Source organism: Streptomyces sp. NBC_01384, from assembly GCF_045040035.1.
GTDB lineage: Bacteria > Actinomycetota > Actinomycetes > Streptomycetales > Streptomycetaceae > Streptomyces.
The window spans coordinates 3,734,578-3,756,242 of sequence record NZ_CP109559.1 but is presented as its reverse complement, the minus strand read 5'-3'; the positions used below and the strand labels follow the sequence as shown (position 1 = coordinate 3,756,242).

Below are 21,665 nucleotides of genomic sequence, written 5' to 3'. Positions count from 1 at the left end.
ATCGTCTCGCTCGCATGGTGGACCGAGGAACCCCGCGATCCGGCGCGCCCGGTAGGCTGACCGGCGGGGCCGTGACTGGCGCGCTGGGATGGGACCGACCATCGGGGAGCGGCCCTGTGAACCGAGTGCCGTGCGCCTGGGCCGACCCGTGAACGCTGAACGCCACGTCCGGAGGCCGTCACATGCCTGAGCCCCTCTCCACCGAGTCCACCGCCTTCCGCAGCGCCCTCGACGTGATCCGGGCCGTGGAGCCCCGCGTCGCCGACGCCATCGGCCAGGAGCTCGCCGACCAGCGCGACATGCTCAAGCTGATCGCGTCCGAGAACTACGCCTCCCCGGCCACCCTGCTGGCCATGGGCAACTGGTTCAGCGACAAGTACGCCGAGGGCACCGTCGGCCGCCGCTTCTACGCCGGCTGCCGCAACGTCGACACCGTCGAGGCCCTCGCCGCCGAGCACGCCCGCGAGCTCTTCGGCGCCGAGCACGCCTACGCCCAGCCGCACTCCGGCATCGACGCCAACCTGGTCGCCTTCTGGGCCGTCCTCGCCCAGCGCGTCGAGGCCCCGGCCCTCGCGAAGGCCGGTGTCCGCAACGTCAACGACCTCTCCGAGGCCGACTGGGCCGAGCTGCGCCAGGCCTTCGGCAACCAGCGCATGCTCGGCATGTCCCTGGACGCCGGCGGCCACCTCACCCACGGCTTCCGCCCGAACATCTCAGGAAAGATGTTCGATCAGCGCTCCTACGGCACCGACCCCGCCACCGGCCTCATCGACTACGAGGCGCTGCGGGCGTCGGCCCGTGACTTCAAGCCGCTGATCATCGTCGCCGGCTACTCCGCCTACCCCCGCCTGGTGAACTTCCGCATCATGCGGGAGATCGCCGACGAGGTCGGCGCGACGCTCATGGTCGACATGGCGCACTTCGCCGGGCTGGTCGCCGGCAAGGTCCTCACCGGCGACTTCGACCCCATCCCGCACGCCCAGATCGTCACCACGACCACCCACAAGTCGCTGCGCGGCCCGCGTGGCGGCATGGTCCTGTGCGACGAGACCCTCGCCGAGCAGGTCGACCGCGGCTGCCCGATGGTCCTCGGCGGCCCGCTCCCGCACGTCATGGCCGCCAAGGCCGTCGCGTTGGCCGAGGCCCGCCGCCCCGAGTTCCGCGACTACGCCCAGGCCGTCGTCGACAACGCCCGCGCCCTCGCCGAGGGCCTGATGCGCCGCGGCGCCACCCTGGTCACCGGCGGCACGGACAACCACCTCAACCTGATCGACGTCGCCTCCTCCTACGGCCTCACCGGCCGCCAGGCCGAGTCCGCGCTGCTCGACTCGGGCATCGTCACCAACCGCAACGCCATCCCCGCCGACCCGAACGGCGCCTGGTACACCTCCGGCATCCGCATCGGCACCCCCGCGCTGACCACCCGTGGCCTGGGTACGACCGAGATGGACGAGATCGCCGGTCTGATCGACCGCGTCCTGACCGCCGCCGAGCCCGGCACCACCGCCAAGGGCGCCCCGTCCAAGGCCCAGCACGTCCTGGACCCGAAGATCTCCGACGAGATCGCCCACCGCGCCACCGACCTGCTGACGCCCTTCCCGCTCTACCCGGAGATCGACCTCGGCTGACGCCCCCGGGCCGGCCCGGTCGGCCGGCCGGCCTACAGGTCGATCAGCTCCTGTCGTGGTTCCCGCGGCGGTCCGGCAGCATCACGCCGGGCCGCCGCGCGGCGCATCAGGAGCGTGCCGCCGACGCCGAGGACCAGCCCCGCGGCCAGCCCGGGCAGCCCCCACCTCGCACGCTCCTCCAGACCCGGTTTCGAGGTCGCCGCCGCCGCACTCCCGGCGAGCAGCCTCCCCTGCCGCACCACCTGCTCGAACACCGAGCGCGGCGCGCGATGCCAGCGGATGTCGTCGTCCACCACCTCGGGCGAAGGGTCCGTGCGCACCCAGGGCGTGCCGTCCGCCGCCAGGAACAGCTGGTCCTGGCGCTCCATGGCGACAGCGCTCCCCGGCGCGCCGTCGGTCTGCGGCCAGCCCCCGACCCCGCTCCGCCCCCACACCACGGTGACCCGTACCCGCGGGAAGTCGCCCGCCACCCAGGCGTCCGGTACCCGCACCGTCCCCGTGTACGTGGGCGCCAGCAGGTCCCACAGCCGCGCGAAGTCCCGCCCTCCGGAGTGCAGCGTGGTCGTCCGCCCCGTGCCGCCCGCGATGACCAGGGCGATGTCCGGGCCGGTCCGCCCGGCGGTCGGCGCGGAAGCCCGCGCCGGGGGTGCCCCCAGCAGGGCGAGCACCACACCCACGAGGACCGCGATCCCCGACTTCGTCCGTCTGCCCCTGCCCGTCATGCGTCCCCCGTCCGGCCCCCGTACGTCCCTTGAGTATCCGCCCCTGTCACCGGTCCGGGGAGATCTCGTATCCCACCTGTTCCCGAGCTCCCGGGCGCACCTGAGAGAATGGTGAGCATGGCCTCTGATCGTCCTCGCGTGCTCTCCGGAATCCAGCCCACGGCAGGTTCGTTCCACCTCGGCAACTACCTCGGCGCCGTCCGCCAGTGGGTGGCTCTGCAGGAGTCCCACGACGCGTTCTACATGGTCGTCGACCTGCACGCGATCACCATTCCGCAGGACCCCGCGGACCTGCGCGCGAACACCCGGCTCGCCACCGCGCAGCTGCTCGCCGCCGGTCTGGAGCCGGACCGCTGCACGCTCTTCGTCCAGAGCCATGTCCCCGAGCACGCCCAGCTCGCCTGGATCATGAACTGCCTGACCGGCTTCGGCGAGGCCTCGCGCATGACCCAGTTCAAGGACAAGTCCGCCAGGCAGGGCTCGGACCGCGCGTCCGTCGGCCTGTTCACGTACCCGATCCTCCAGGTCGCCGACATCCTGCTGTACCAGGCGAACGAGGTCCCGGTCGGTGAGGACCAGCGCCAGCACGTCGAGCTCACCCGCGACCTCGCCGAGCGCTTCAACGGCCGCTTCGGCGAGACCTTCACGATCCCGAAGCCGTACATCCTCAAGGAGACGGCGAAGATCTACGACCTCCAGGACCCGTCGATCAAGATGAGCAAGTCGGCGTCCACGCCCAAGGGCCTCATCAACCTGCTCGACGAGCCGAAGACCACCGCCAAGAAGGTCAAGAGCGCGGTCACCGACACCGACACCGTCATCAGGTATGACACCGAGCACAAGCCGGGTATCAGCAATCTGCTGACCATCTACTCGACCCTCACCGGAACCGGTGTCGCGGAGCTGGAGGAGAAGTACGCCGGCAAGGGCTACGGTGCGCTGAAGACGGACCTCGCCGAGGTCATGGTCGACTTCGTGACGCCGTTCCGGGAGCGTACCCAGCAGTACCTGGACGACCCGGAGACGCTCGACTCGATCCTGGCCAAGGGAGCCGAGAAGGCGCGTGCCGTCGCCGCGGAGACGCTCTCCCAGGCGTACGACAGGGTGGGCTTCCTGCCCGCCAAGCACTGACACCGGCACGGCGACCCGCGCCACAGGCCCGCGCCACAGCTCCGCACCGCAGGCCGCTACCACATCCCGTCCGGCCGTTCGTACGAGACGAGCACAACACCTGTACGACGGCCGGTTCCGGGCTGCACCGCCGTACAGTCGATAGCCGAGCCGACCGAGCAGTCGGCCCTGCCCGCGCGAAGCGACATCCGACCATCGGGACAACGACAGGAGACGACGTGGGGACCGTAACGATCGGCGTGTCGATCGCGGTCCCGGAGCCTCACGGCAGCCTGCTCCAGGAGCGGCGCGCGGGCTTCGGCGACCCCGCGGCTTGTGGCATCCCCACGCACGTCACGCTGTTGCCGCCGACGGAGGTCGACGACTCGGCGCTGGGCGCGGTGGAGGCGCATCTCGTCGAGGTCGCGGCCGCCGGGCGCCTCTTCCCGATGCGGCTGTGCGGGACGGGCACCTTCCGGCCGCTGTCACCCGTCGTCTATGTGCGGGTCGTCGAGGGCGCCGAGGCCTGCGCCTGGCTGCAGAAGCAGGTCCGGGACGCCTCCGGGCCGATGGCACGCGAACTGAACTTCCCCTACCACCCGCACGTCACCGTGGCGCACGGCATCGACGACGCGGCGATGGACCGGGCGTTCGAGGAACTCGCCGACTACGAGGCCCAGTGGTCGTGCACCGGGTTCGCGCTCTACGAACAGGGCGCGGACGGCGTGTGGCGCAAGCTGCGCGAGTTCGCCTTCGGCGCAGCGGTGGTGCCGCCGCAGGCGGTCGCGCCCGCGGAGTGCGACACCACACTGCCGGCCTAGAACGGGCCCGGTCCGGGTCAGATCGGCAGGCGCCGGAACACCGCCCGCGGTACGTGCCGCAGCGCCGCCATCACCAGCCGCAGCGTCCCCGGCACCCACAGCGTCTCCGAGCGCCGTCGCAGCCCCGCCTCGACGGCCGTCGCGACCGCCTCCGGAGTGGTGGCCAGGGGCGCTTGTGCGAGATGCGCGGTCATCCTCGTACGGACGAACCCCGGCCGTACGACCATGACGTGCACGCCGGTGCCGTGCAGGGCGTCGCCCAGGCCCTGCGCGAAGGCGTCCAGGCCCGCCTTGCTGGAGCCGTAGATGAAGTTGGAGCGGCGGGCGCGCTCGCCCGCGACCGACGAGAGCACCACCAGGGAGCCGTGCCCCTGCGACTGGAGGGCCCGCGCGCACACCAGCCCGGCCGACACCGCGCCCGTGTAGTTGGTCTGCGCGACCCGTGCCGCGGCCACCGGTTCCCGCTCGTCGCGCGCCTGGTCGCCGAGCACCCCGAACGCCAGCAGCACCATGTCGATGTCGCCCTCGGCGAAGACCTTGTCGAGCACCGTCTCGTGGGACTCGGAGTCGAGCGCGTCGAAGGCGACCGTACGCACGTCCGCGCCCAGCGCGCGCAGATGCTCGGCGGCCTGCTCCAGGGCGGGTGAGGGCCGTCCAGCGAGCCACACCGTGCGGGTGCGCCGGACGATCAGCCGGCGCGCGGTGGCCAGCGCGATCTCGGACGTGCCGCCGAGGATCAGCAGGGACTGGGGGATTCCGAAGGCGTCCTTCATGACAATCTCCTAGAGGTCGAGGCGACGGGACAGGTCCGAGGTGAACACCCCGCGCGGGTCCAACTCGGCCCGCAGCTCCCGGAATTCGGCCAGGCGCGGATACATCCCGGCCAGCAGTTCCGGCCGCAGCCGCGCGTCCTTCGCCAGGTACACGCGCCCCTGTGCCCCGGCCACCTCCTCGTCCAGTTCGTCGAGGAAGGCACCGAGGCCCGGCAGGTTCGCGGGGAGGTCCAGGGCGAGGGTCCAGCCCGGCATCGGGAACGACAGCCAGCCCGGATCGCCCTCCCCGAAGCGCTTCAGGACGGCGAGGAAGGACGGGCAGCGGCGCTCGGAGATGCGCCGCACGACCCGGCGCAGGGCCTCCTCCCGCCCGTGTCCGACGACGAACTGGTACTGCACGAAGCCGCCCCGCCCGTAGATCCGGTTCCAGTGCGGTACCCCGTCGAGGGGGTGGAAGAAGGTCGACATCTTCTGGAGTTCACCGGCACGCGCGCGGGGTGCCCTCCGGTACCAGAGCTCATTGAAGAGGCCCACCGTCGTACGCCGCAGCAGTCCTTCCGGTACGAAGGCGGGCGCGGACGGGAACTGCGAGGGGCGGAAGGCCAGCGGGTGTCTGCGCGCGCGTGGGGGCAGGGCGGCCGGCGGCGCGTGATCGCCGCGGGTCAGCACCGAGCGCCCCGTCGCCGCCCCGCGCGCGAGCAGGTCGATCCAGGCGACCGAGTACCGGTAGCGGTGGTCCGTGGCGGTGAGACGGGCCATCAAGTCGTCCAGGTCCGCCGCGCGTTCCGTGTCGACGGACATCAGCGAGGTCTCGACCGGGTGCAGCCGGACGGTCGCCGCGAGGATCACCCCGGTCAGTCCCATGCCGCCCGCCGTGGCGTCGAAGAGGGGCGTGCCGCGGCTCACCGTACGGATCTCGCCGTCCGCGGTCAGCAGTTCGAAGGAGAGGACATGGCGGGCGAAGGAGCCGGACACATGGTGGTTCTTGCCGTGGATGTCCGCGCCGATCGCGCCGCCGACGGTCACATAGCGGGTCCCGGGGGTGACCGGCACGAACCAGCCGAGCGGGAGCAGGACCTCCATCAGCCGGTGCAGACTCACGCCCGCGTCGCAGCGCACGGTCCCGCCGTCGGCGTCGATCGCGTGGATGCGGTCCAGGCCCGTCATGTCGAGCACGGCCCCGCCCGCGTTCTGCGCCGCGTCCCCGTACGCCCGTCCGAGGCCCCGCGCGATGCCGCCGCGCGCCCCGCACGCGCGGACGGCGGCCGCGGCCTGCGCGTAGGTGCGCGGGCGGACCAGACGGGCGGTGGTCGGGGCGGTACGGCCCCAGCCCGTGACGGAGACGGATCCGGCCGTGTCGGAGAGGCTGTCGGCAGGCATGACCGTGACCGTATCGGCGAAAAGGTGCATAACGCCCTAGTCTTCCCCGTCTTCGCGGCTCCTCACCGAAATGGGTGATTAATGGGATGTCGTCAAAGATTGCCGTAATTCCGCGGCCACTCCCTAGAAGAGTGAGATCACATGGACGACCTTGACGACATGGACCGCCGCCGGTGGGACGCCGTGGACCGCCGACAGTGGGACGGCATGGACCGTCGGCTGCTGTCGGCCCTCCACGAGCGCGGCACCGATCCACGCGTGGCGGCCGTCGCGCGCGCCCTGTCCCGGAGCGGGGAGCACGGTGCGCTGTGGCTCGCGGCCGGGCTCACGGGGGCGGTGGCCGACCGGGAACGGCGCGGCGCGTGGCTGCGCGGCACGGCGCTCACCGCCACCGCGCACCTCGCCAGCATGGGCGTGAAGCGGATCGCGCGCCGTCCACGCCCCGCGCATGTGACACCGCTGGTGCGCACCGCCGGACGTCACTCGTTCCCCAGTTCGCACGCCACGGCGGCGACGGCGGCGGCGCTCGCGTACGGGGCGGCGGCGCGGGGGACGCTCGGCGCGCGCCTGGTCCCCGCGCTCGCCGCCGCGATGTGCCTGTCCCGGATGGTCGTCGGCGTCCACTACCCCTCGGACGTGGCCGCGGGCGCCGCCCTGGGCGCCCTGACGGCCCGTCTGGGCGCCCGCTGGATCGAGGCCGGGATCGAGGCCGGGATCGAGGTCGGCCATGGCTGAGCGCACGGCACTCCTGGACCGCCCGCCGCCCGCCCCGGCGCCCCCGAGGAGCCTCACCGGCCTCGCCCGGGGCCTGCTCAGGACCGCCCGCCCCCGCCAGTGGGTGAAGAACCTGCTCGTCGTGGCGGCCCCGGCGGCCGCGGGCCGGCTCTTCTCCCGGCACTCGGTGATCCAACTCGCGCTCGTCTTCGTCCTGTTCACGGTCTGCGCCGCCGCCGTGTACCTGATCAACGACGCCCGGGACGCCGCCGCCGACCGGGCCCACCCGGTCAAGCGCCACCGCCCGGTCGCCGCGGGCCAGGTCCCCGTCCCGCTCGCGTACGCCGTCGGAGGCGTCCTCGCCGTCCTCGCCCCGACCGCCGCCGCCCTGCTGTGCTCCCCGGTCACCGCGGCGCTGCTGACCGCCTACCTCGGCATGCAACTGGCGTACTGCATCAGCCTCAAGCACGTCCTGGTCGTCGACCTCGTCGTCGTGACGACCGGCTTCCTGATGCGGGCGATGATCGGCGGGCTCGCGCTCGGCATCCCGCTGTCGCGCTGGTTCCTGATCACCACGGGCTTCGGCGCGCTCTTCATGGTGGCGGCGAAACGGTACTCCGAGGCCGTCCAGATGGCCGGGCAGTCCGGTGCCACCCGCGCGCTGCTCACCGAGTACACCACCGGCTACCTGCGTTTCGTCTGGCAGCTGGCCGCCGGTGTCGCCGTCCTCGGCTACTGCCTGTGGGCCCTGGAGGAGGGCGGGGGGCCCGGCGCCGGCGCGCTGCCCTGGCGGCAACTGTCCATGGTCGCCTTCATCCTGGCCGTCCTGCGGTACGCGGTCTTCGCCGACCGGGGCGCGGCGGGGGAACCCGAGGACGTCGTCCTGCGCGACCGCGCGCTCGCCCTGATCGGCCTGGTGTGGCTGGCGATGTACGGGCTGGCGGTCGTGAACTGGTGAGCCTCGCCCAGCGGCCCATGGCCCAGGAGCTTCTGGGCTTCGCCACCGTGGGCGTCCTCGCCTACGCCGCCGACCTCGGCCTCTTCCTCCGGCTGCGCGGCCCGGTGGGACTCGACCCGCTCACCGCCAAGGCGCTGTCGTTCGTGGCGGGCTGCTCGGTGGCGTACGCGGGCAATGCCCTGGGGACGTACCGGCACAGCACCGCGCGGGGGCCGCGGCAGTACGTCGTCTTCTTCGCCGTGAACATCGCGGGCGCCCTGGTCCAGCTTCTCTGCCTCGCCGTCAGCCACTATGTCCTCGGGCTCACCTCGCAGCGCGCCGACACGGTCTCCGGCGCCGGGACCGGCATGGCACTCGCCACTGTCCTGCGTTTTTGGGGTACCCGGACATGGGTTTTCCGAGGCGAGGGCAGAGTCGGATCATGGACTGGCTGAAAAAGCTCCCGGGCGTGGGACCGTTGGTCACTCGCCTGATGGTCACGCACGCGTGGCGGTCGTACGAGCGTCTGGACCGGGTGAAGTGGGCACGGCTCGCCGCCGCGATGACCTTCATCAGCTTCGTGGCGCTCTTCCCGCTGCTGACCGTCGGCGCCGCGATCGCCGCCGCCACCCTCACCAGTCACCAGCAGAAGCAGCTTCAGGACAAGATCGTCGAACAGGTGCCGGGCATCTCCGACCGGCTCGACATCAACGGGCTGGTCCAGAACGCCGGCACCATCGGCCTCATCGCGGGCGCCGTCCTGCTGTTCACCGGCATCGGCTGGGTCGGCTCCATGCGGGACTGTCTGCGCGCGGTCTGGGAACTGCCCGACAGCGAGGAGAACCCCCTGCTGCGCAAGCTCAAGGACGGCGGGGTCCTCGTCGGTTTCGGCGGCGCCGTGCTCGTCACCATCGCCGCCTCCACCGTCGCGTCCTCGCTGGTCGGCTGGTCGGCCCGGCGGCTCGACGTCGACGAGCACGGCTGGGGGAGCGTGTTCCTGCAGGTCGGCGCGTTCGCCGTCGCCGTACTCGCCGACTTCCTGGTGCTCCTGTACGTCCTGACGCTGCTGCCGGGCGTCGAGCCGCCGCGCCGTCGGCTCGTCGTCGCGGCGCTGATCGGCGCCGCCGGCTTCGAACTGCTCAAGCTGCTGCTCAGCAGCTATATGCGGGGCGTGGCGTCGAAGAGCATGTACGGGGCCTTCGGGGTGCCTGTCGCGCTGTTGCTGTGGATCAACTTCACCTCGAGAGTGGTGCTGTTCTGCGCCGCCTGGACGGCCACGGGGCCCGACGACTCCGCGTCCGGGGAGGACGGCGGCGGCCCGGCGGCGGTCAGCGGCGCCGGCGCACCAGGTCCGGCAGCGGCCAGCGGCGGTTGACCAGGAAGACACCGGCGGCGATCAGCGCCAGCAGGCCGCCCGTGATGGCCAGGGCGATCACCATCCCGCCGGAGCTGTCCTTCGCCGCCGCGGAGGCGGCCACCGGCTTCGACGACGCCTTGCCCCCGCGGCCCCCGGTGGACGCGGACGCGCCCGCCTGCACGCCGGTGTCGACGCCCTTCGGCGGCACCAGTTCCCCCACCGGCGTGACCTTGCCCGTGGCCTTGAAGCCCCAGTCGAGCAGCCGCGCGGCCTCCTTGTAGACCTCGTTGTGCTCGTTCTTCTCCGGGTTCATCACCGTGACCAGCAGTACCTTGCCGTTCCGCTCGGCGACACCGGTGAAGGTGGCGCCCGCGTTGGTGGTGTTGCCGTTCTTCACGCCCGCGATGCCCTGGTACGTGGAGATGTCGCGGTCGCCGGTCAGCAGCCGGTTGGTGTTCTGGATCTCGAAGGACTCGCGGGTGGTTTTGCCCTTCTTGTCCTTCTTCGTCTCGCCCGGGAACTTCGCCCGCACCGTCGAGCAGTACTCCCGGAAGTCCTTCTTCTGCAGCCCGGAGCGGGCGAACAGCGTCAGGTCGTACGCCGACGACACCTGGCCCTTCTGGTCGTAGCCGTCGGGGCTGACCACATGCGTGTCCAGGGCCTGCAGATCCTCGGCGTGCGCCTGCATGTCCTTGACCGTCTGGTCGACGCCGGCGTTCATCGCGGACAGCACGTGCACGGCGTCGTTGCCCGAGCGCAGGAAGACACCGAGCCACAGATCGTGCACGGTGTACGTCTCGTCCTCCTTTATCCCCACCATGCTGGAGCCCGCGCCGATGCCCGCGAGGTCGGTGACGGCGACCTTGTGCTTCTCGGTCCTGGGGAACTTCGGCAGCAGCGTGTCGGCGAAAAGCATCTTCAGGGTGCTCGCCGGGGGCAGCCGCCAGTGCGCGTTGTGGGCGGCCAGGACATCGCCGGACTCGGCGTCGGTGACGATCCAGGAGCGCGCGGTCACGTCCTTGGGCAGTACCGGGGCGCCCGCGCCGAGGTTCACCTGGGTTCCCGCCCGGCCGAGCCGCACTCCGCCCACGGTCGACATGTTCGCCGGGGGTGTGGCGCTCGGGCTCGGAGTCGCTGACGGCTTGTCGGCCGCGAGGACCGGAGCGGCCGTCAGCGAAAGGGACAACAGGGTGGCGGAAGTGACCAGCAGCGATCGCCGGATGGTCTTCTTGGAGGCGGGCACGGTCGAGAAAGTACAGGGCGCGGGACGGTAAGTCCCATCACCGGATACAGGAGTCCCCTCGTCCCGGCCACCCCGGCGCCGGGTCCCGGCCGGCGACGGCGATACTGGACCCATGAAGCTCAGCCGCCCCGTCTCCTGGTTCCTGCTCGCCTTCGGGGTGTGGAGCTGGGTCATCTGGATCACTTTCGTCAAGAACCTGTGGAAGGACGGCAGCGGGCTCGCGTTCAACGACGCGGGAGATCCGACGGCGTACTTCTGGGTGCACCTGACGCTCGCCGTCGTCTCCTTTGTCTTGGGGACGGTTGTCGGAGGCATCGGGTTCCGCGGACTGCGCGCGTTGCGCCAGATGTCATAACAACGGGGGATACGTCTTCGTGGTCGTCGTCCAGGTGCTGGTGGGTCTGGTCGTCCTGGCCGTGGTCGCGGGGCTGTACTGGTACGTGTGGCGCCGTCTGGTGCGTGACACGACGTCCGGTCCGGGGCTCGCCCGGCGCGCGGGCGTGCCCTTCTGGCTTCAGCAGGTGCTGGCCTGGCCCGGGTTCCTGTGGATGGCGCTGTCGATCTATCTGCTGCTGGGTGTGGTGGCGGGAGCCACCGCTCAGGACTCCACCGCCCAGGAATCCGCTGCCCTGGAACTCAGCGCCCTGGAACCCGCCCCCGCCGAGCCGCCACGGCCCGTCACCGCCCCCTCCCGCCGTCTCTTCGTCTCCCGCGCCGTGGGCGGGGCCGCCGCCGCCGTTGCCGTGGGGACCGTCGGGTATGGGACGGCCGCCGACCCGAGTGGGGGCGCCGTCCGACATCACGGTCGTGGAACTGGCGTCCGAGCAGGCCTGAGACACGAACCTGAGAACCGGCTGTGAAACAGGACTGAAACGGCCTTTCCCAATACCCCGTTTGATTCTTCAGACACCTCTTCCCTCAGGAGAAACACCTGTGGTTGGGTGATGCGCGCCACTGGGGAGTGGCACGGGGCGTGGCCTGGGGAGGGGCGCCGATGCGATCGGTTCGCATACGGATTCTCGCGGTGCTGGTGGTACTGGCCGCCGCGGGAGTGGGCGGCTGGCAGTTGCTGCCGTCGAAGGTGAACGACAACAGGACCATCACGGTCGGGACGACGGACGCCGTCACGTCACTCGACCCCGCGGGCGCGTACGACGCCGGTTCCTGGGCGCTGTTCAGCAATGTCTTCCAGTCGCTGCTGACGTTCGAGCCGGGCGGCGCCGCCCCCGTGCCGGACGCGGCCAAGAGCTGCGGGTTCGTGGGAGGCGGGCTGCGGACCTATGCCTGCACGCTGCGCGACGACCTGACGTTCCCGAGCGGGCGCAGGATGACCGCCGAGGACGTGAAGTTCTCCTTCGACCGGGTCAAGGCCATCAACTCCGAGGTGGGGCCCGCGTCCCTCCTCTCCACCCTGGGCTCGGTGGACGCCAAGGGGCTCACGGTCACCTTCCATCTGTCCTCGCCGGACGCCACCTTCCCGTTCAAGGTGGCCACCGGTGCCGGGTCGATCGTCGACCACACCCGCTACCAGACGCACGCCCTGCGCACCGATTCCGGCGCCGACGGCACCGGAATGTACGTACTGAAGACGTATACGAAGGACAAGCGGGCCGTCCTCGCGCCCAACGGGCGCTACCGGGGCGCCGTCAAGGACGGCGGCAGGCCCACCGTGCTGCGCTACTACGCCGACCCCAAGGCGCTGGAGAGCGCCTGGAAGGCGAAGCAGGTCGATGTCGCGACGCGTCAGCTGCCGCCCGCGACGCTCGCCGCCCTCTCGCCGAGCGACCCCGACCAGCACGTCACCGAGGCCGACAGCGCCGAGACCCGCAACCTCGTCCTCAACGTCCGCGCGAGCTCGCCGCTGCACGACCGCCTCGTACGGCAGGCCATCGCCTCACTGATCAACCGCGAGCAGTTGGTCAGCCAGACGTACAAGGGGACGACCGATCCGCTCTACGGGCTGATCCCGGCGGGCATCACCGGGCACTCCACGTCGTTCTTCGACGCCTATCCCCAGCCCGACGCGAAGAAGGCGAAGGCCCTGCTGACCGAGGCCGGGGTGTCGCTGCCGGTGCGCTTCACCTACGGGTACGCCGAGGGGCGGGGCGCCGCCGGTGAGGAGGCCGTCGAGCTCAAGCGGCAGCTGGAGGCGAGCGGCCTGTTCAAGGTGGACATCAAGGGCTACGAGTGGACCGACTTCCAGAAGCGGTACGCGGAGGGCAAGCTGGACGCGTGGGCGGTCGGCTGGGTCGCCGACTTCCCCGACCCGGACACCTTCAGCACCCCGCTCGTCGGCACCGGCAACAGCATGAAGAACGGCTACAGCAGCAAGGAAGTCGACCGGCTGATTCAGGACAGTCAGCAGTACGAGGACCGCAGCCGTACGCCGGACGACTTCCGGACACTGCAGGAAATCGTGGCCCGCGACGTTCCCCTGATTCCCCTGTGGCAGCGCAAGGAGTACGTACTCAGCACTGAGGACGTCGGAGGCGGCCAGTATCTGTCGGACGGGACCGGTGTCTTCCGCCTCTGGCGGCTGAACTGGATATGACACGTGACGTGATCTCGGGGGGTGGCCCCCCACCCCGGTGACATCGCGCTGTCGCCCGACGCAGCACCAAGTGAGCACCATGTGCCGGAGGTGTGTGCGGGGTGAGGAGCTGACGTGCTGAGACGCGACTCGTTCCGGCTGCCCCGGCACCCGGCGTCCGTCGGCCTCGCCCGGCGCCGGGTGCGCGACCATCTCGCGGACTGGGGTCACGGCCCCGACGACCCCGCCCTGGCTGACGTCGTTCTGCTCGTCTCCGAACTGGCGACCAACGCCGTACGCCATGGACCGCTTGTCGAGCGGGAGTTCGAGGTCGCGGTGACCGCCCTCGCCGACGGCTCCTGCTTCATCGAGGTCTCCGACGGGGGCCGCGCCGCACCACGACTGCGGCCGGTCTCCGTGGGGGAGGAGACCGGCCGCGGGCTCCCTCTCGTGGAGAGCGTCGCCGTGGCGTGGGGGGTGTGGAGCCGGGGGCGTTACGGCAAGACCGTGTGGGCGTTGGTGTCCACGGCCGTGTGACGCACCGGGTTCATCCGGTTCACGGGGCCGGGGTCGAGCCGTACGCCGTCAGGAAGCGGTCGCGGAAGGCGTCCATCTTCCAGACCGGGGTGTCCTGCTTCGGCTGCAGGCCGTCTGCCCAGTTCCAGTCGGCGATCTTGTCGAGCACCTTCGGGTCCTTGGCGACGATCGAGACCGGCACGTCACGGCTGGCGTGGTTGCCGCTGACCCGGGCGATGGGCTGGTGGTCGCCGAGGAAGATCAGCACGGTGTTCTTGTTGCCGTACTTCACCAGGTAGTTGATGAGGCTGGAGACCGAGTACTGGATGGACTTGCCGTACTCCACCTTGGACTTGGGGGAGGAGGTGATGATGTCCCCGGGCTTCTTGCCGGCCTTCTCGATCGCGTTGTAGATCGACCCGTCGCCGACCTGGTCCTGCGGGACCAGCTTGGGGATCGGCGCCCACGGCTGGTGGCTGGAGGTCAGGATGATCGTCGACATCAGCGGCTTGTCGTGCTTCTTGCTGTGCACCAGGCGCTCGAACGCGGTCAGCGCGTACTGGTCGGGCATGGTCGACCAGCTGAACTTCGGGCCCTTGTAGCCGAGTTTGTGGGAGTCGTAGACCTTGTCGATGCCGTAGAAGTTCTGCTCCGGCCAGGCCTTCTGGACGCCCGGCATGATGCCGACCGTGTCCCAGGCGCCCGTCTTCTTGAAGGCGCCGGGGAGGGTCAGACGCTCGCCCGCGGTGACGGTGCGGTAGCGCTGCTGGTTGCTGATCCACAGGCCCGACAGGAAGGTGGAGTGGCCCAGCCAGCTGCTTCCGCCATACGTTGCCGAGGTCAGCCAGCCGCTCTTCGCCGCGAACCCGGCCTTGGTCAGCTTGTCGTTCTCGGCCGTGAGCGTCGCGTCCACGCCCGGCGCCATGACCGGGTCCTCGATCGCGCTGCGGCCGTAGCTCTCGATGAAGGTGATCATCATGTCCTTGCCGCGCAGCCCGGTCAGCAGCTGGTCGGGCGGCGTGTTGGCGAAGTCGTCCTTCTTGGCGATCTTGGCGAACGCGGCCTCGTCCCGCAGCGTGGCCCGAACCCGCCGGGCACGGTCCTGGATCAGGGCGGCCGTGTGGTCGGAGGCGACCGGCACGCCGGTGAACTGCACGCTGAGCGCCGAGCAGGTGACCCAGGCGGTCCCGAGCACCAGGGTCGTACGCGTCGCGATGACGGTGTGCCGGCCCATGAGGTTGGCCAGCCGGACGACCGACAGCGTGGTGAGGGTGAGCAGCACGAGGACGAGGACGACGATCGCGACGACGGCGAGCAACGCGCGAGTCCTGCCGAAGGTGTCCTGGACGTACGACTGGGCGTCGCTGAACAGGGCCCAGTCGAGGACGACGTTGAATCCCCGGCCCAGGTATTCGTTGAAGCCGATGTCGAGAAGGTTCAGGACGGTCAGCGCGCCGAGGCTCAGCCCGGCGAGCGCCGCCACGATGATGCGCGGCTTGCGCGGCAGGACGATCAGTACGGCGGCGCCGAAGATCGCCTCGACCGGCAGGCGCGTGAACGCGGAGAGCTTCACAAGCTCGATCCGGTCCGGCATGAGCAGCGCGACGAGCACGACGGCGCCGGCCAGGAGGGTGAGAACCCACGCGAGAACGCGCGCCGCGATGGGGTACTTCGCCCGCCATCCACGCCACGGGGGGCGCCGCCGGTCTTGCTGGGGGGTGGCGGGGGTGTCGGAGGTGCTGGGGGTGTCGGATGCGTCGGGGGTGCCGGGAGTTTCAGGGGCGTTGGAGGCCTCCGGGGCATCGGAGGCATCGGAGGCATCGGAGGTGTCGGATGCGGCGGGGGCCTCGGGGGAGGGCACGGCGACGGCTTGGTCCGAGGCTTCGGCCTCGGGGGCTTCAGCTTCCGAGGCTTCCGCCTCCAGAGCCGAGGCCTCCGCGGATGCGACCTGCGGGGCCTGCGCCTCCGGGGTTTCCGCCTGCGGGGCTTCCTCGTCTGCGGCTTCCGCCTCCGGAGCCTGCGTCTCCGGGGCTTCCGCTTGCGGGGTCTTCGCCTCGGGGGTTTCCGCCTCCAGAGCTTCCGCTTCGGGAGTTTTCCCTTCCACGACCTTCACTTCCGGGGTCTCTGCCTCTGCGGCTTCTGCCCCAGAGGTCTCGGCCTCTGCGGTCTCCGTCTCCCGGGTTTCCTCCACCTGGGTTTCCTCCACCGGGGGTTCCGCCTCGGGGGCTTCGGCTCGGGCGGGGGCGTCCAGGGGTGTGCCCTCCTCCGAGGGCACGTCCTTGGGTGTCTCGTCCGTGTTCGTCAGCTGTCGAGAGCTCGTTTTGAACGACAACCCGGCGGTCCTTCCGTGCGAAGCCCGGTGGTGGTGCGGCGGACCAGGCTGAGGTCGGGCCGCCTTCACCTGTTGGGTACGAGGTCACGGCAGCCGCTGTTCAATCATCCAGGTTTGCTTATGTTCAAGCGAGTCACCGAGCTTGTTAAAGCAGCTCACCGCGTGGGAAGCGTCACCGTCACCGCCAGCCCCTCGCCCGGCGCCGTCCGTACCGCCACGTCACCCCCGTGCGCCGTCACCACCCCCTGGACGATCGCCATCCCGAGCCCGCTGCCCGCGCCGCCGCCCGCCCGGAAGAACCGGTCGAAGATGCGCGCCGCGTCCTCGTCCGCGAGTCCGGGCCCCTCGTCCGCGACGGACAGCCGTACGACGCCGTCCTCGCGCTCAAGACCCAGCCGCACCGGCACCTCGGCGGGCGTGTGCGTCCGTACGTTGGCCACGAGGTTGCCCAGCACCTGCCGCAGCCCCGATTCGTCGGCGTGCACCAGCAGTGTGCCGTCGGCGCCCACGGTCACCGGGCGCCCCGGCTGCTGGGCCCGCAGATCCTCGGCCGCGTCGCGCACGAGACGGCTCAGGTCGACGTTCTTGAAGCGCAGTTCGGGGTGCTGGTCGAGGCGGGCCAGGGTGAGCAGCTCGTCCACGAGCCGCCCCATGCGGTCGGCCTCGGCGTTCATCCGGTCCCAGGCCCGCTGGCGCTCACCCGGCTCGCGCAGCATCCCCTTCTCGTACAACTGGAGGTAGCCGCGGATCGCCGAGAGCGGGGTGCGCAGTTCGTGCGAGGCGTCCCCGACGAAGCGGCGCAGCTGGGCGGCGCTGCGCTCGCGTGTCCGGTACGCCGATTCCACCTGGTGGAGCATGGAGTTGAGGGCGAGCCGCAGCTGCTCGACCTCCTGGGTCGAATGGTGGCTGGAGGGCACCCGGCGCGTCAGGTCTCCCTCGGCGATCGCCGACGAGGTCTCCACCATGTCCTCCAGCGGCCGCATCCGCCGTCTCACGCTGATCATGGTCAGCACCGCGAGCAGCGACAACAGCAGGGTCCCGACGCCCAGATCGAGCTTGAGCGCCTTGGCGATGCCCTTGTGCAGCGCGTCGGTCGAGGTGGCGAGCAGCACGTAGGTGCCGTCGGCGAGCCGTGCCCCGGTCACCCGGTAGGAGGCGCCGTGCACGGTGGTGTCGTGCAGTGCGGGGTCGTGGGCGAGAGCGTTCGGATCGTCCACCGCGGCGACCAGTGCGCGCTGGGTGTCGGTGGGCTTGAAACCGCCGACGTTGAGGGGGGCCCCATGGTTGTCCAGCACCGCGAAGATCGAGTCCGGCTTCGAGGACTGGTCCGTGCCGGGGGCCATCCGGTCGCGTACGAACGCCAGTGCGGTGAGTGAGTCGATCTGGTGGAGGGTGAGCCGCGAACCGGTCAGCGAGTCGCGCGTCTTGGCGAGCTCCGTGTCGACCTGGTCAAGCAGATAGTGCCGCATGCCCATCAGGCTCACGGCGGTCGCCACGATGATGCCCAGGGCCAGCAGCCCCACGTTCGCGAGCGTCAGCTTGCCGCGCAGTGAGTGGATGCCGTGACGGCAACGCGGCGGCCGGTCCCTCACCCGGGCCGGGATCTTCACGCGGGCCATAAACCTCATGCGAGCCCGTACCCGACGCCCCGCCGGGTCTGGATCACCGGCGGCCCGAGCGGGTCGAGCTTGCGCCGCAGGTAGCTGATGTACGTCTCCACGACGGTCGACTCCGCCGAGTGCTCGTACTGCCATACGTGGCGCAGGAGCTGCTCCTTGGGTACGATCCGCCCGCCGTTGCGGACGAGGAAGCGCAGCAGGGCGTACTCGGTGGGGGTGAGCTCCACCGTACGGTCCCCGCGGTGCACGGAGTACGTCGTCTCGTCCAGCTCCAGTTCGCCGTAGCGCAGCGGCGGGCGCTGCGGCAGGACGTCGTCGGGGCGCGTGCGGCGCAGTACGGCCGTGATCCGGGCGACGACCTCGTCGATGTTGAACGGTTTGGTGATGTAGTCGTCGCCGAAACCGAGCGCGCCGACGATCTCGGCGGGCGCGTCCCGCGCGGTGAGGAAGACGATCGCCAGGTCGGGCTGCCGTACGCGCAGTTCACGGCCCAGCGCCCGCCCGTCGCCGTCCGGGAGCATCACGTCGAGCAGCGCCGCGTCGGGGCGGGTGCGCTCGGCGAGCGTGAGCGCCTGGCGGACGGTGGCCGCCGTCATGACCTCGAAGCGGTGGTAGCGCAGGGCGATGGCAAGGACGTCCGCGATGCTCGGCTCGTCCTCGACGACGAGAATGGTGGCCCCCTCATGAGCGGTCATGCCCCCAGTATCCGCGCGCCGGTCGCGCCGGGGGGCGGCTCCCGCTTTGGAGTTCCTTGTGAGTCATGGGCGGACGGTGTCACCGCGCGAGCGCGCTGGTCGATGGTGGGTCCCAGGACCTGGGGGACCAACCGACAACCGACTGACTGACTGACTGACTGACTGACCGGCCGATCGACTGACCGATCGACCGATCGATCGACTAAGGAGCTTTGAGCGTGGCGACATTGGCACGGTGGTGCTATCGGCACCGGCTGGTGGTCCTGTTGCTGTGGGTGGGGGCGCTGTTCGGGCTAGGGGCCTCGGCCTCGGCCGCGGGCACGGATTACGCGAACGTCTTCTCCCTTCCGAACACGGACTCCAAGCGCGCGTACGACCAGATGGAGAAGGCCTTCCCGGAGCGTGCGGGCGACACCGACACGGTGGTGTGGAAGGTCGACACGGGAACGGTCCGGGACCAGTCCGTACAGTCCCGGATCCAGCCCGCGCTGGACAAGATCGGCAAGATGGCGGGGGTGGGCGGCGTCACCAGCCCGTACGCGGGCGACCGGGGCGCGACACAGATCAGCGCCAACGGGCGGATCGCCTACGCGCAGATCACCTTCGCCCAGCAGGCGAACGCGGTGCCCAAGCAGCTGGTGCAGGACGTGGTCGACACCGCGCAGGGCGCCCGACGCAGCGGCCTGCACGTCGAGCTGGGCGGTCAGGCGATCCTACGGGTCCAGGAGCCGCCCACCGGACTCGCCGAGATGATCGGCATCCTGGCCGCGGCCGTCGTCCTCTTCCTCGCCTTCGGTTCGCTCTTCGCGATGCTGCTCCCGATCGGCATCGCCATCTTCGGCGTGGGCACGGGCCTGTTCTCCACCCAGCTGCTCAGCCACGTGACATCGGTACCCGACCTGGCCCCGCTGCTCGCGACGCTGATCGGCCTCGGTGTCGGCATCGACTACGCGCTGTTCATCGTCACCCGGCACCGGCGCGGCATCCTGCGCGGCATGGCGCCGGAGGATTCGGCGGTCATCGCCCTCAACACCTCCGGTCGGGCGGTGCTGTTCGCGGGCGGCACGGTCTGTATCGCGCTGGCCGGCATGCTGGTGACGAACCTGCGCTTCTTGGACGGCGTGGTCATCGGCACCTCGCTCACCGTCGTGTTCAGCGTGCTCGCGGCGGTCACGCTGCTGCCCGCACTGCTCGGCTTCCTCGGTACCCGGGTGCTCAGCCGCCGCCAGCGGCGCAAGCTGGCCGCCGAAGGCCCCGAGCCGGAGCGGGCCAGCGGCTTCGCGGCACGCTGGTCGGCGAGCGTCCAGAAGCGGCCCCGCTCGATCGCCGTGATGGCCCTCGTCGTCATGGCGATCCTCGCGATCCCGGTGCTGTCGCTGCGGCTCGGCGCCACCGACCAGGGCAACAACGACGCGTCGACGACGACCAGGAAGGCGTACGACCTCCTGGCGGAGGGCTTCGGCCCCGGTTTCAACGGCCCGCTCCAGGTGGTCTCCACCAGCGGCGACACGAACAAGCTGGTGCAGGGCATCCGCGCGACCACGGGCGTCGCCCAGGTCGCCGCGCTGCCGCCCGCGCAGGGCGTCACGGTGATCCAGGTGGTCCCGACCACGTCACCGCAGTCCGAGAAGACGGACCAGCTCATCGACACCCTGCGGGACAAGGTGATCCCGGAAGCGGGGGCGCAGGCCCACGTCGGCGGTGTGACGGCGATCTCCAAGGACTTCTCGACCGTCACGGGTGACCGCCTGCCGTACTTCATCGCCACCATCATCGGCCTCGGCTTCCTGCTCCTGATGGTCGCCTTCCGCTCCCTGGTGGTGCCTCTCACCGCCGCCCTGATGAACCTGATCGCCGCCGCCGCGTCCTTCGGCGTCCTCGTCGCGATCTTCCAGTGGGGCTGGGGCCTGAGCCTGCTCGGCCTCGGCAAGGAGGGCCCGATCAACGCCTTCCTGCCCGTCATCATGCTCTCCCTCCTCTTCGGCCTCTCGATGGACTACCAGGTGTTCCTGGTGAGCCGGATGCACGAGGAGTGGGTGCACACCAAGGACAACGCCCGCGCGGTACGGGTCGGCCTCGCGGAGACCAGCCGTGTCATCAACTCCGCCGCACTGATCATGGTCTGCGTCTTCCTCGCCTTCGTCCTGAGCGGCGACTCGGGGGCGGCGATGGCGGGCGTGGGCCTCGCGGCGGCGGTCGCGCTCGACGCGTTCATTCTCCGTACGGCGCTGGTGCCGGCCGCGATGCATCTGCTGGGCAAGTCCAACTGGTGGCTGCCGGCGGGTCTCGACAAGCGGCTGCCGCATCTGGCGGTGGAGCCGGCGGAGGAGGCGCCCGGGCTGGTGACCGAGGCCTCGGACGGCGGATCGACGGTCGTCCACGGCTTCGTCCGCGACGCGGAGGGCGCGCCGGTCGACGGGGCGGTCCTCACCCTGCTCACCAAGGGCGGGCGTCAACTGGACCGGGTGACCTCACTGGCGGACGGCTCGTACATCGTCTCGGTACCGGCTCCGGGGACGTATCTGCTGTCGGCGACGGCTTCTTCGTACGGTGCCCGGGCACGGCATGTCGTCGTGACCGACGAACCGCTGGTGCACGACGTGGAGTTGACGGAGGGGGAGGTGGACGCCGTCAATTAGCCTTCGGCTGCCCGGCCTTGAGGATTTCATCGACGTCGAGGGTGACCTTGGCGCCGATGGAGTCGGGCAGGGCGACGACCTCTCCGGGGGCGTGGACGCGGTGGCTCGCGTACGTGTCTGCGGAGAGGTCGGTGAGCACGTGGAGACGCTGGTGCTTGCGGTCGACGATCACGTAGACCGGGATCTTTGCCTTGGCGTATGCGCCGACCTTGGCGCGGAGGTCGTTCTCGTAGTTGCTGGAGGTGACTTCCAGGACGAGACGGAACGCGATCGGGTCGTAGCAGTTGTTCTCGACGAGGTGATCTTCAAAGTCGACGTCGACGACTGCGAGGTCGGGGATCGCATAGTCCTCGGCACCGGTGGGGAGCCAGAGCCCGAGTCCTTCGAGTACTTCGGTCTTGTCGCCATCCAGACCGGCGGCGACGAAGGGGCGCCTCAACCTGGACAGAGCGCGGGCGTGGGAACCGTTGGCAGGCGGGGTCACGGTGATCGAGCCTCCGATGATCTCGACGCGGTACCCCGGATTGCGGTCCATGAGCCGGTTCGCCTCGGCGATCAGCGGCCGGTCCTCGTGCGGTCGCTCGACAGCTGCTGCGGACATCACGTGCCTCCCATGGGCTGGTGTCGAGAACATCATCGTAGGCCGGAC

Annotated in this window: 20 protein-coding genes and 1 riboswitch; of the genes, 12 read left to right on the top strand and 8 right to left on the bottom strand. The window is 70.5% G+C overall.

Going from position 1 to position 21,665, the window contains the following annotated elements:
- Window positions 1–61 precede the first annotated feature (61 nt).
- Window positions 62–149: riboswitch (ZMP/ZTP riboswitch) on the top strand.
- A gap of 33 nt (window positions 150–182) precedes the next feature.
- Window positions 183–1,628 (top strand): glycine hydroxymethyltransferase, encoded by a 1,446-nt coding sequence (locus OG747_RS17015; RefSeq protein WP_405880196.1) that lies wholly within the window; start codon window positions 183–185, stop codon window positions 1,626–1,628.
- Window positions 1,629–1,660: 32 nt separating this feature from the next.
- On the opposite strand, the gene OG747_RS17010 is transcribed toward OG747_RS17015, so the two are convergent.
- Window positions 1,661–2,350, bottom strand: coding sequence for a hypothetical protein (locus OG747_RS17010; RefSeq protein WP_405880195.1), 690 nt, complete (start codon window positions 2,348–2,350; stop codon window positions 1,661–1,663).
- 117 nt (window positions 2,351–2,467) lie between these two features.
- On the opposite strand from OG747_RS17010, the gene trpS reads away from it, so the two are divergent.
- Window positions 2,468–3,481 (top strand): tryptophan--tRNA ligase, encoded by a 1,014-nt coding sequence (gene trpS / locus OG747_RS17005; RefSeq protein ID WP_405880194.1) that lies wholly within the window; start codon window positions 2,468–2,470, stop codon window positions 3,479–3,481.
- 218 nt (window positions 3,482–3,699) lie between these two features.
- The gene (locus OG747_RS17000; RefSeq protein ID WP_405880193.1) at window positions 3,700–4,281 is read left to right on the top strand and encodes a 2'-5' RNA ligase family protein; all 582 of its coding nucleotides are present in this window, start codon (window positions 3,700–3,702) and stop codon (window positions 4,279–4,281) included.
- Between the two features lie 17 nt (window positions 4,282–4,298).
- On the opposite strand, the gene OG747_RS16995 is transcribed toward OG747_RS17000, so the two are convergent.
- Entirely contained in the window at window positions 4,299–5,054 is a 756-nt protein-coding gene (locus tag OG747_RS16995; protein WP_405880192.1) for a decaprenylphospho-beta-D-erythro-pentofuranosid-2-ulose 2-reductase, read from the bottom strand.
- Between the two features lie 9 nt (window positions 5,055–5,063).
- The gene (locus OG747_RS16990; RefSeq protein ID WP_405880191.1) at window positions 5,064–6,434 is read right to left on the bottom strand and encodes an FAD-binding protein; all 1,371 of its coding nucleotides are present in this window, start codon (window positions 6,432–6,434) and stop codon (window positions 5,064–5,066) included.
- A 141-nt stretch (window positions 6,435–6,575) separates the two neighbouring features.
- Between OG747_RS16990 and OG747_RS16985 the strand changes: the two genes are divergently transcribed.
- Genes OG747_RS16985 through OG747_RS16970 form a run of 4 tightly spaced genes read left to right on the top strand, consistent with a single transcriptional unit; the run spans window position 6,576 to window position 9,460 of the window.
- The gene (locus OG747_RS16985; RefSeq protein WP_405880190.1) at window positions 6,576–7,169 is read left to right on the top strand and encodes a phosphatase PAP2 family protein; all 594 of its coding nucleotides are present in this window, start codon (window positions 6,576–6,578) and stop codon (window positions 7,167–7,169) included.
- Window positions 7,162–8,106 carry a decaprenyl-phosphate phosphoribosyltransferase gene (locus OG747_RS16980; RefSeq protein WP_405880189.1) on the top strand — a complete coding sequence of 315 codons (945 nt, stop codon included), beginning with the start codon at window positions 7,162–7,164 and terminating at the stop codon, window positions 8,104–8,106. Before OG747_RS16985 ends, OG747_RS16980 begins: the two co-directional genes overlap by 8 nt.
- 17 nt (window positions 8,107–8,123) lie before the next feature.
- Window positions 8,124–8,540, top strand: coding sequence for a GtrA family protein (locus OG747_RS16975; protein ID WP_405885569.1), 417 nt, complete (start codon window positions 8,124–8,126; stop codon window positions 8,538–8,540).
- Window positions 8,528–9,460: a YihY/virulence factor BrkB family protein gene (locus OG747_RS16970; protein WP_405880188.1), complete on the top strand. Its 933-nt coding sequence runs from the start codon at window positions 8,528–8,530 to the stop codon at window positions 9,458–9,460. Before OG747_RS16975 ends, OG747_RS16970 begins: the two co-directional genes overlap by 13 nt.
- Here OG747_RS16970 and OG747_RS16965 read toward each other — a convergent pair.
- Window positions 9,414–10,685 (bottom strand): D-alanyl-D-alanine carboxypeptidase family protein, encoded by a 1,272-nt coding sequence (locus OG747_RS16965; RefSeq protein WP_405880187.1) that lies wholly within the window; start codon window positions 10,683–10,685, stop codon window positions 9,414–9,416. The genes OG747_RS16970 and OG747_RS16965 overlap by 47 nt on opposite strands.
- A gap of 112 nt (window positions 10,686–10,797) precedes the next feature.
- On the opposite strand from OG747_RS16965, the gene OG747_RS16960 reads away from it, so the two are divergent.
- The 4 genes from OG747_RS16960 (at window position 10,798) to OG747_RS16945 (ending at window position 13,752) form a co-directional block, all read left to right on the top strand.
- Window positions 10,798–11,040: an SCO4848 family membrane protein gene (locus OG747_RS16960; protein WP_405880186.1), complete on the top strand. Its 243-nt coding sequence runs from the start codon at window positions 10,798–10,800 to the stop codon at window positions 11,038–11,040.
- Window positions 11,041–11,059: 19 nt separating this feature from the next.
- Complete coding sequence (locus OG747_RS16955) at window positions 11,060–11,545, top strand: hypothetical protein (protein WP_405880185.1); 486 nt, start codon at window positions 11,060–11,062, stop codon at window positions 11,543–11,545.
- Window positions 11,546–11,679: 134 nt separating this feature from the next.
- Window positions 11,680–13,236: an ABC transporter substrate-binding protein gene (locus OG747_RS16950; protein WP_405880184.1), complete on the top strand. Its 1,557-nt coding sequence runs from the start codon at window positions 11,680–11,682 to the stop codon at window positions 13,234–13,236.
- A 114-nt stretch (window positions 13,237–13,350) separates the two neighbouring features.
- Window positions 13,351–13,752, top strand: coding sequence for an ATP-binding protein (locus OG747_RS16945; RefSeq protein ID WP_405880183.1), 402 nt, complete (start codon window positions 13,351–13,353; stop codon window positions 13,750–13,752).
- A 19-nt stretch (window positions 13,753–13,771) separates the two neighbouring features.
- On the opposite strand, the gene OG747_RS16940 is transcribed toward OG747_RS16945, so the two are convergent.
- The 3 genes from OG747_RS16940 to OG747_RS16930 form a co-directional block, all read right to left on the bottom strand.
- On the bottom strand, window positions 13,772–16,063 hold the full coding sequence (locus OG747_RS16940; protein ID WP_405880182.1) for a sulfatase-like hydrolase/transferase: 2,292 nt from the start codon (window positions 16,061–16,063) through the stop codon (window positions 13,772–13,774).
- A 155-nt stretch (window positions 16,064–16,218) separates the two neighbouring features.
- Entirely contained in the window at window positions 16,219–17,682 is a 1,464-nt protein-coding gene (locus OG747_RS16935; protein WP_405880181.1) for an ATP-binding protein, read from the bottom strand.
- 5 nt (window positions 17,683–17,687) lie between these two features.
- On the bottom strand, window positions 17,688–18,377 hold the full coding sequence (locus tag OG747_RS16930) for a response regulator transcription factor (protein WP_405880180.1): 690 nt from the start codon (window positions 18,375–18,377) through the stop codon (window positions 17,688–17,690).
- 227 nt (window positions 18,378–18,604) lie between these two features.
- On the opposite strand from OG747_RS16930, the gene OG747_RS16925 reads away from it, so the two are divergent.
- A complete protein-coding gene (locus OG747_RS16925) occupies window positions 18,605–21,016 on the top strand; it encodes an MMPL family transporter (protein ID WP_405885568.1) in 2,412 nt (803 codons plus the stop codon).
- Here the strand turns inward: OG747_RS16925 and OG747_RS16920 are convergent.
- Window positions 21,009–21,617, bottom strand: a complete 609-nt coding sequence (locus tag OG747_RS16920) for a Uma2 family endonuclease (protein WP_405880179.1) — start codon at window positions 21,615–21,617, stop codon at window positions 21,009–21,011. The two genes, OG747_RS16925 and OG747_RS16920, sit on opposite strands and share 8 nt — an antisense overlap.
- Window positions 21,618–21,665: the final 48 nt, after the last annotated feature.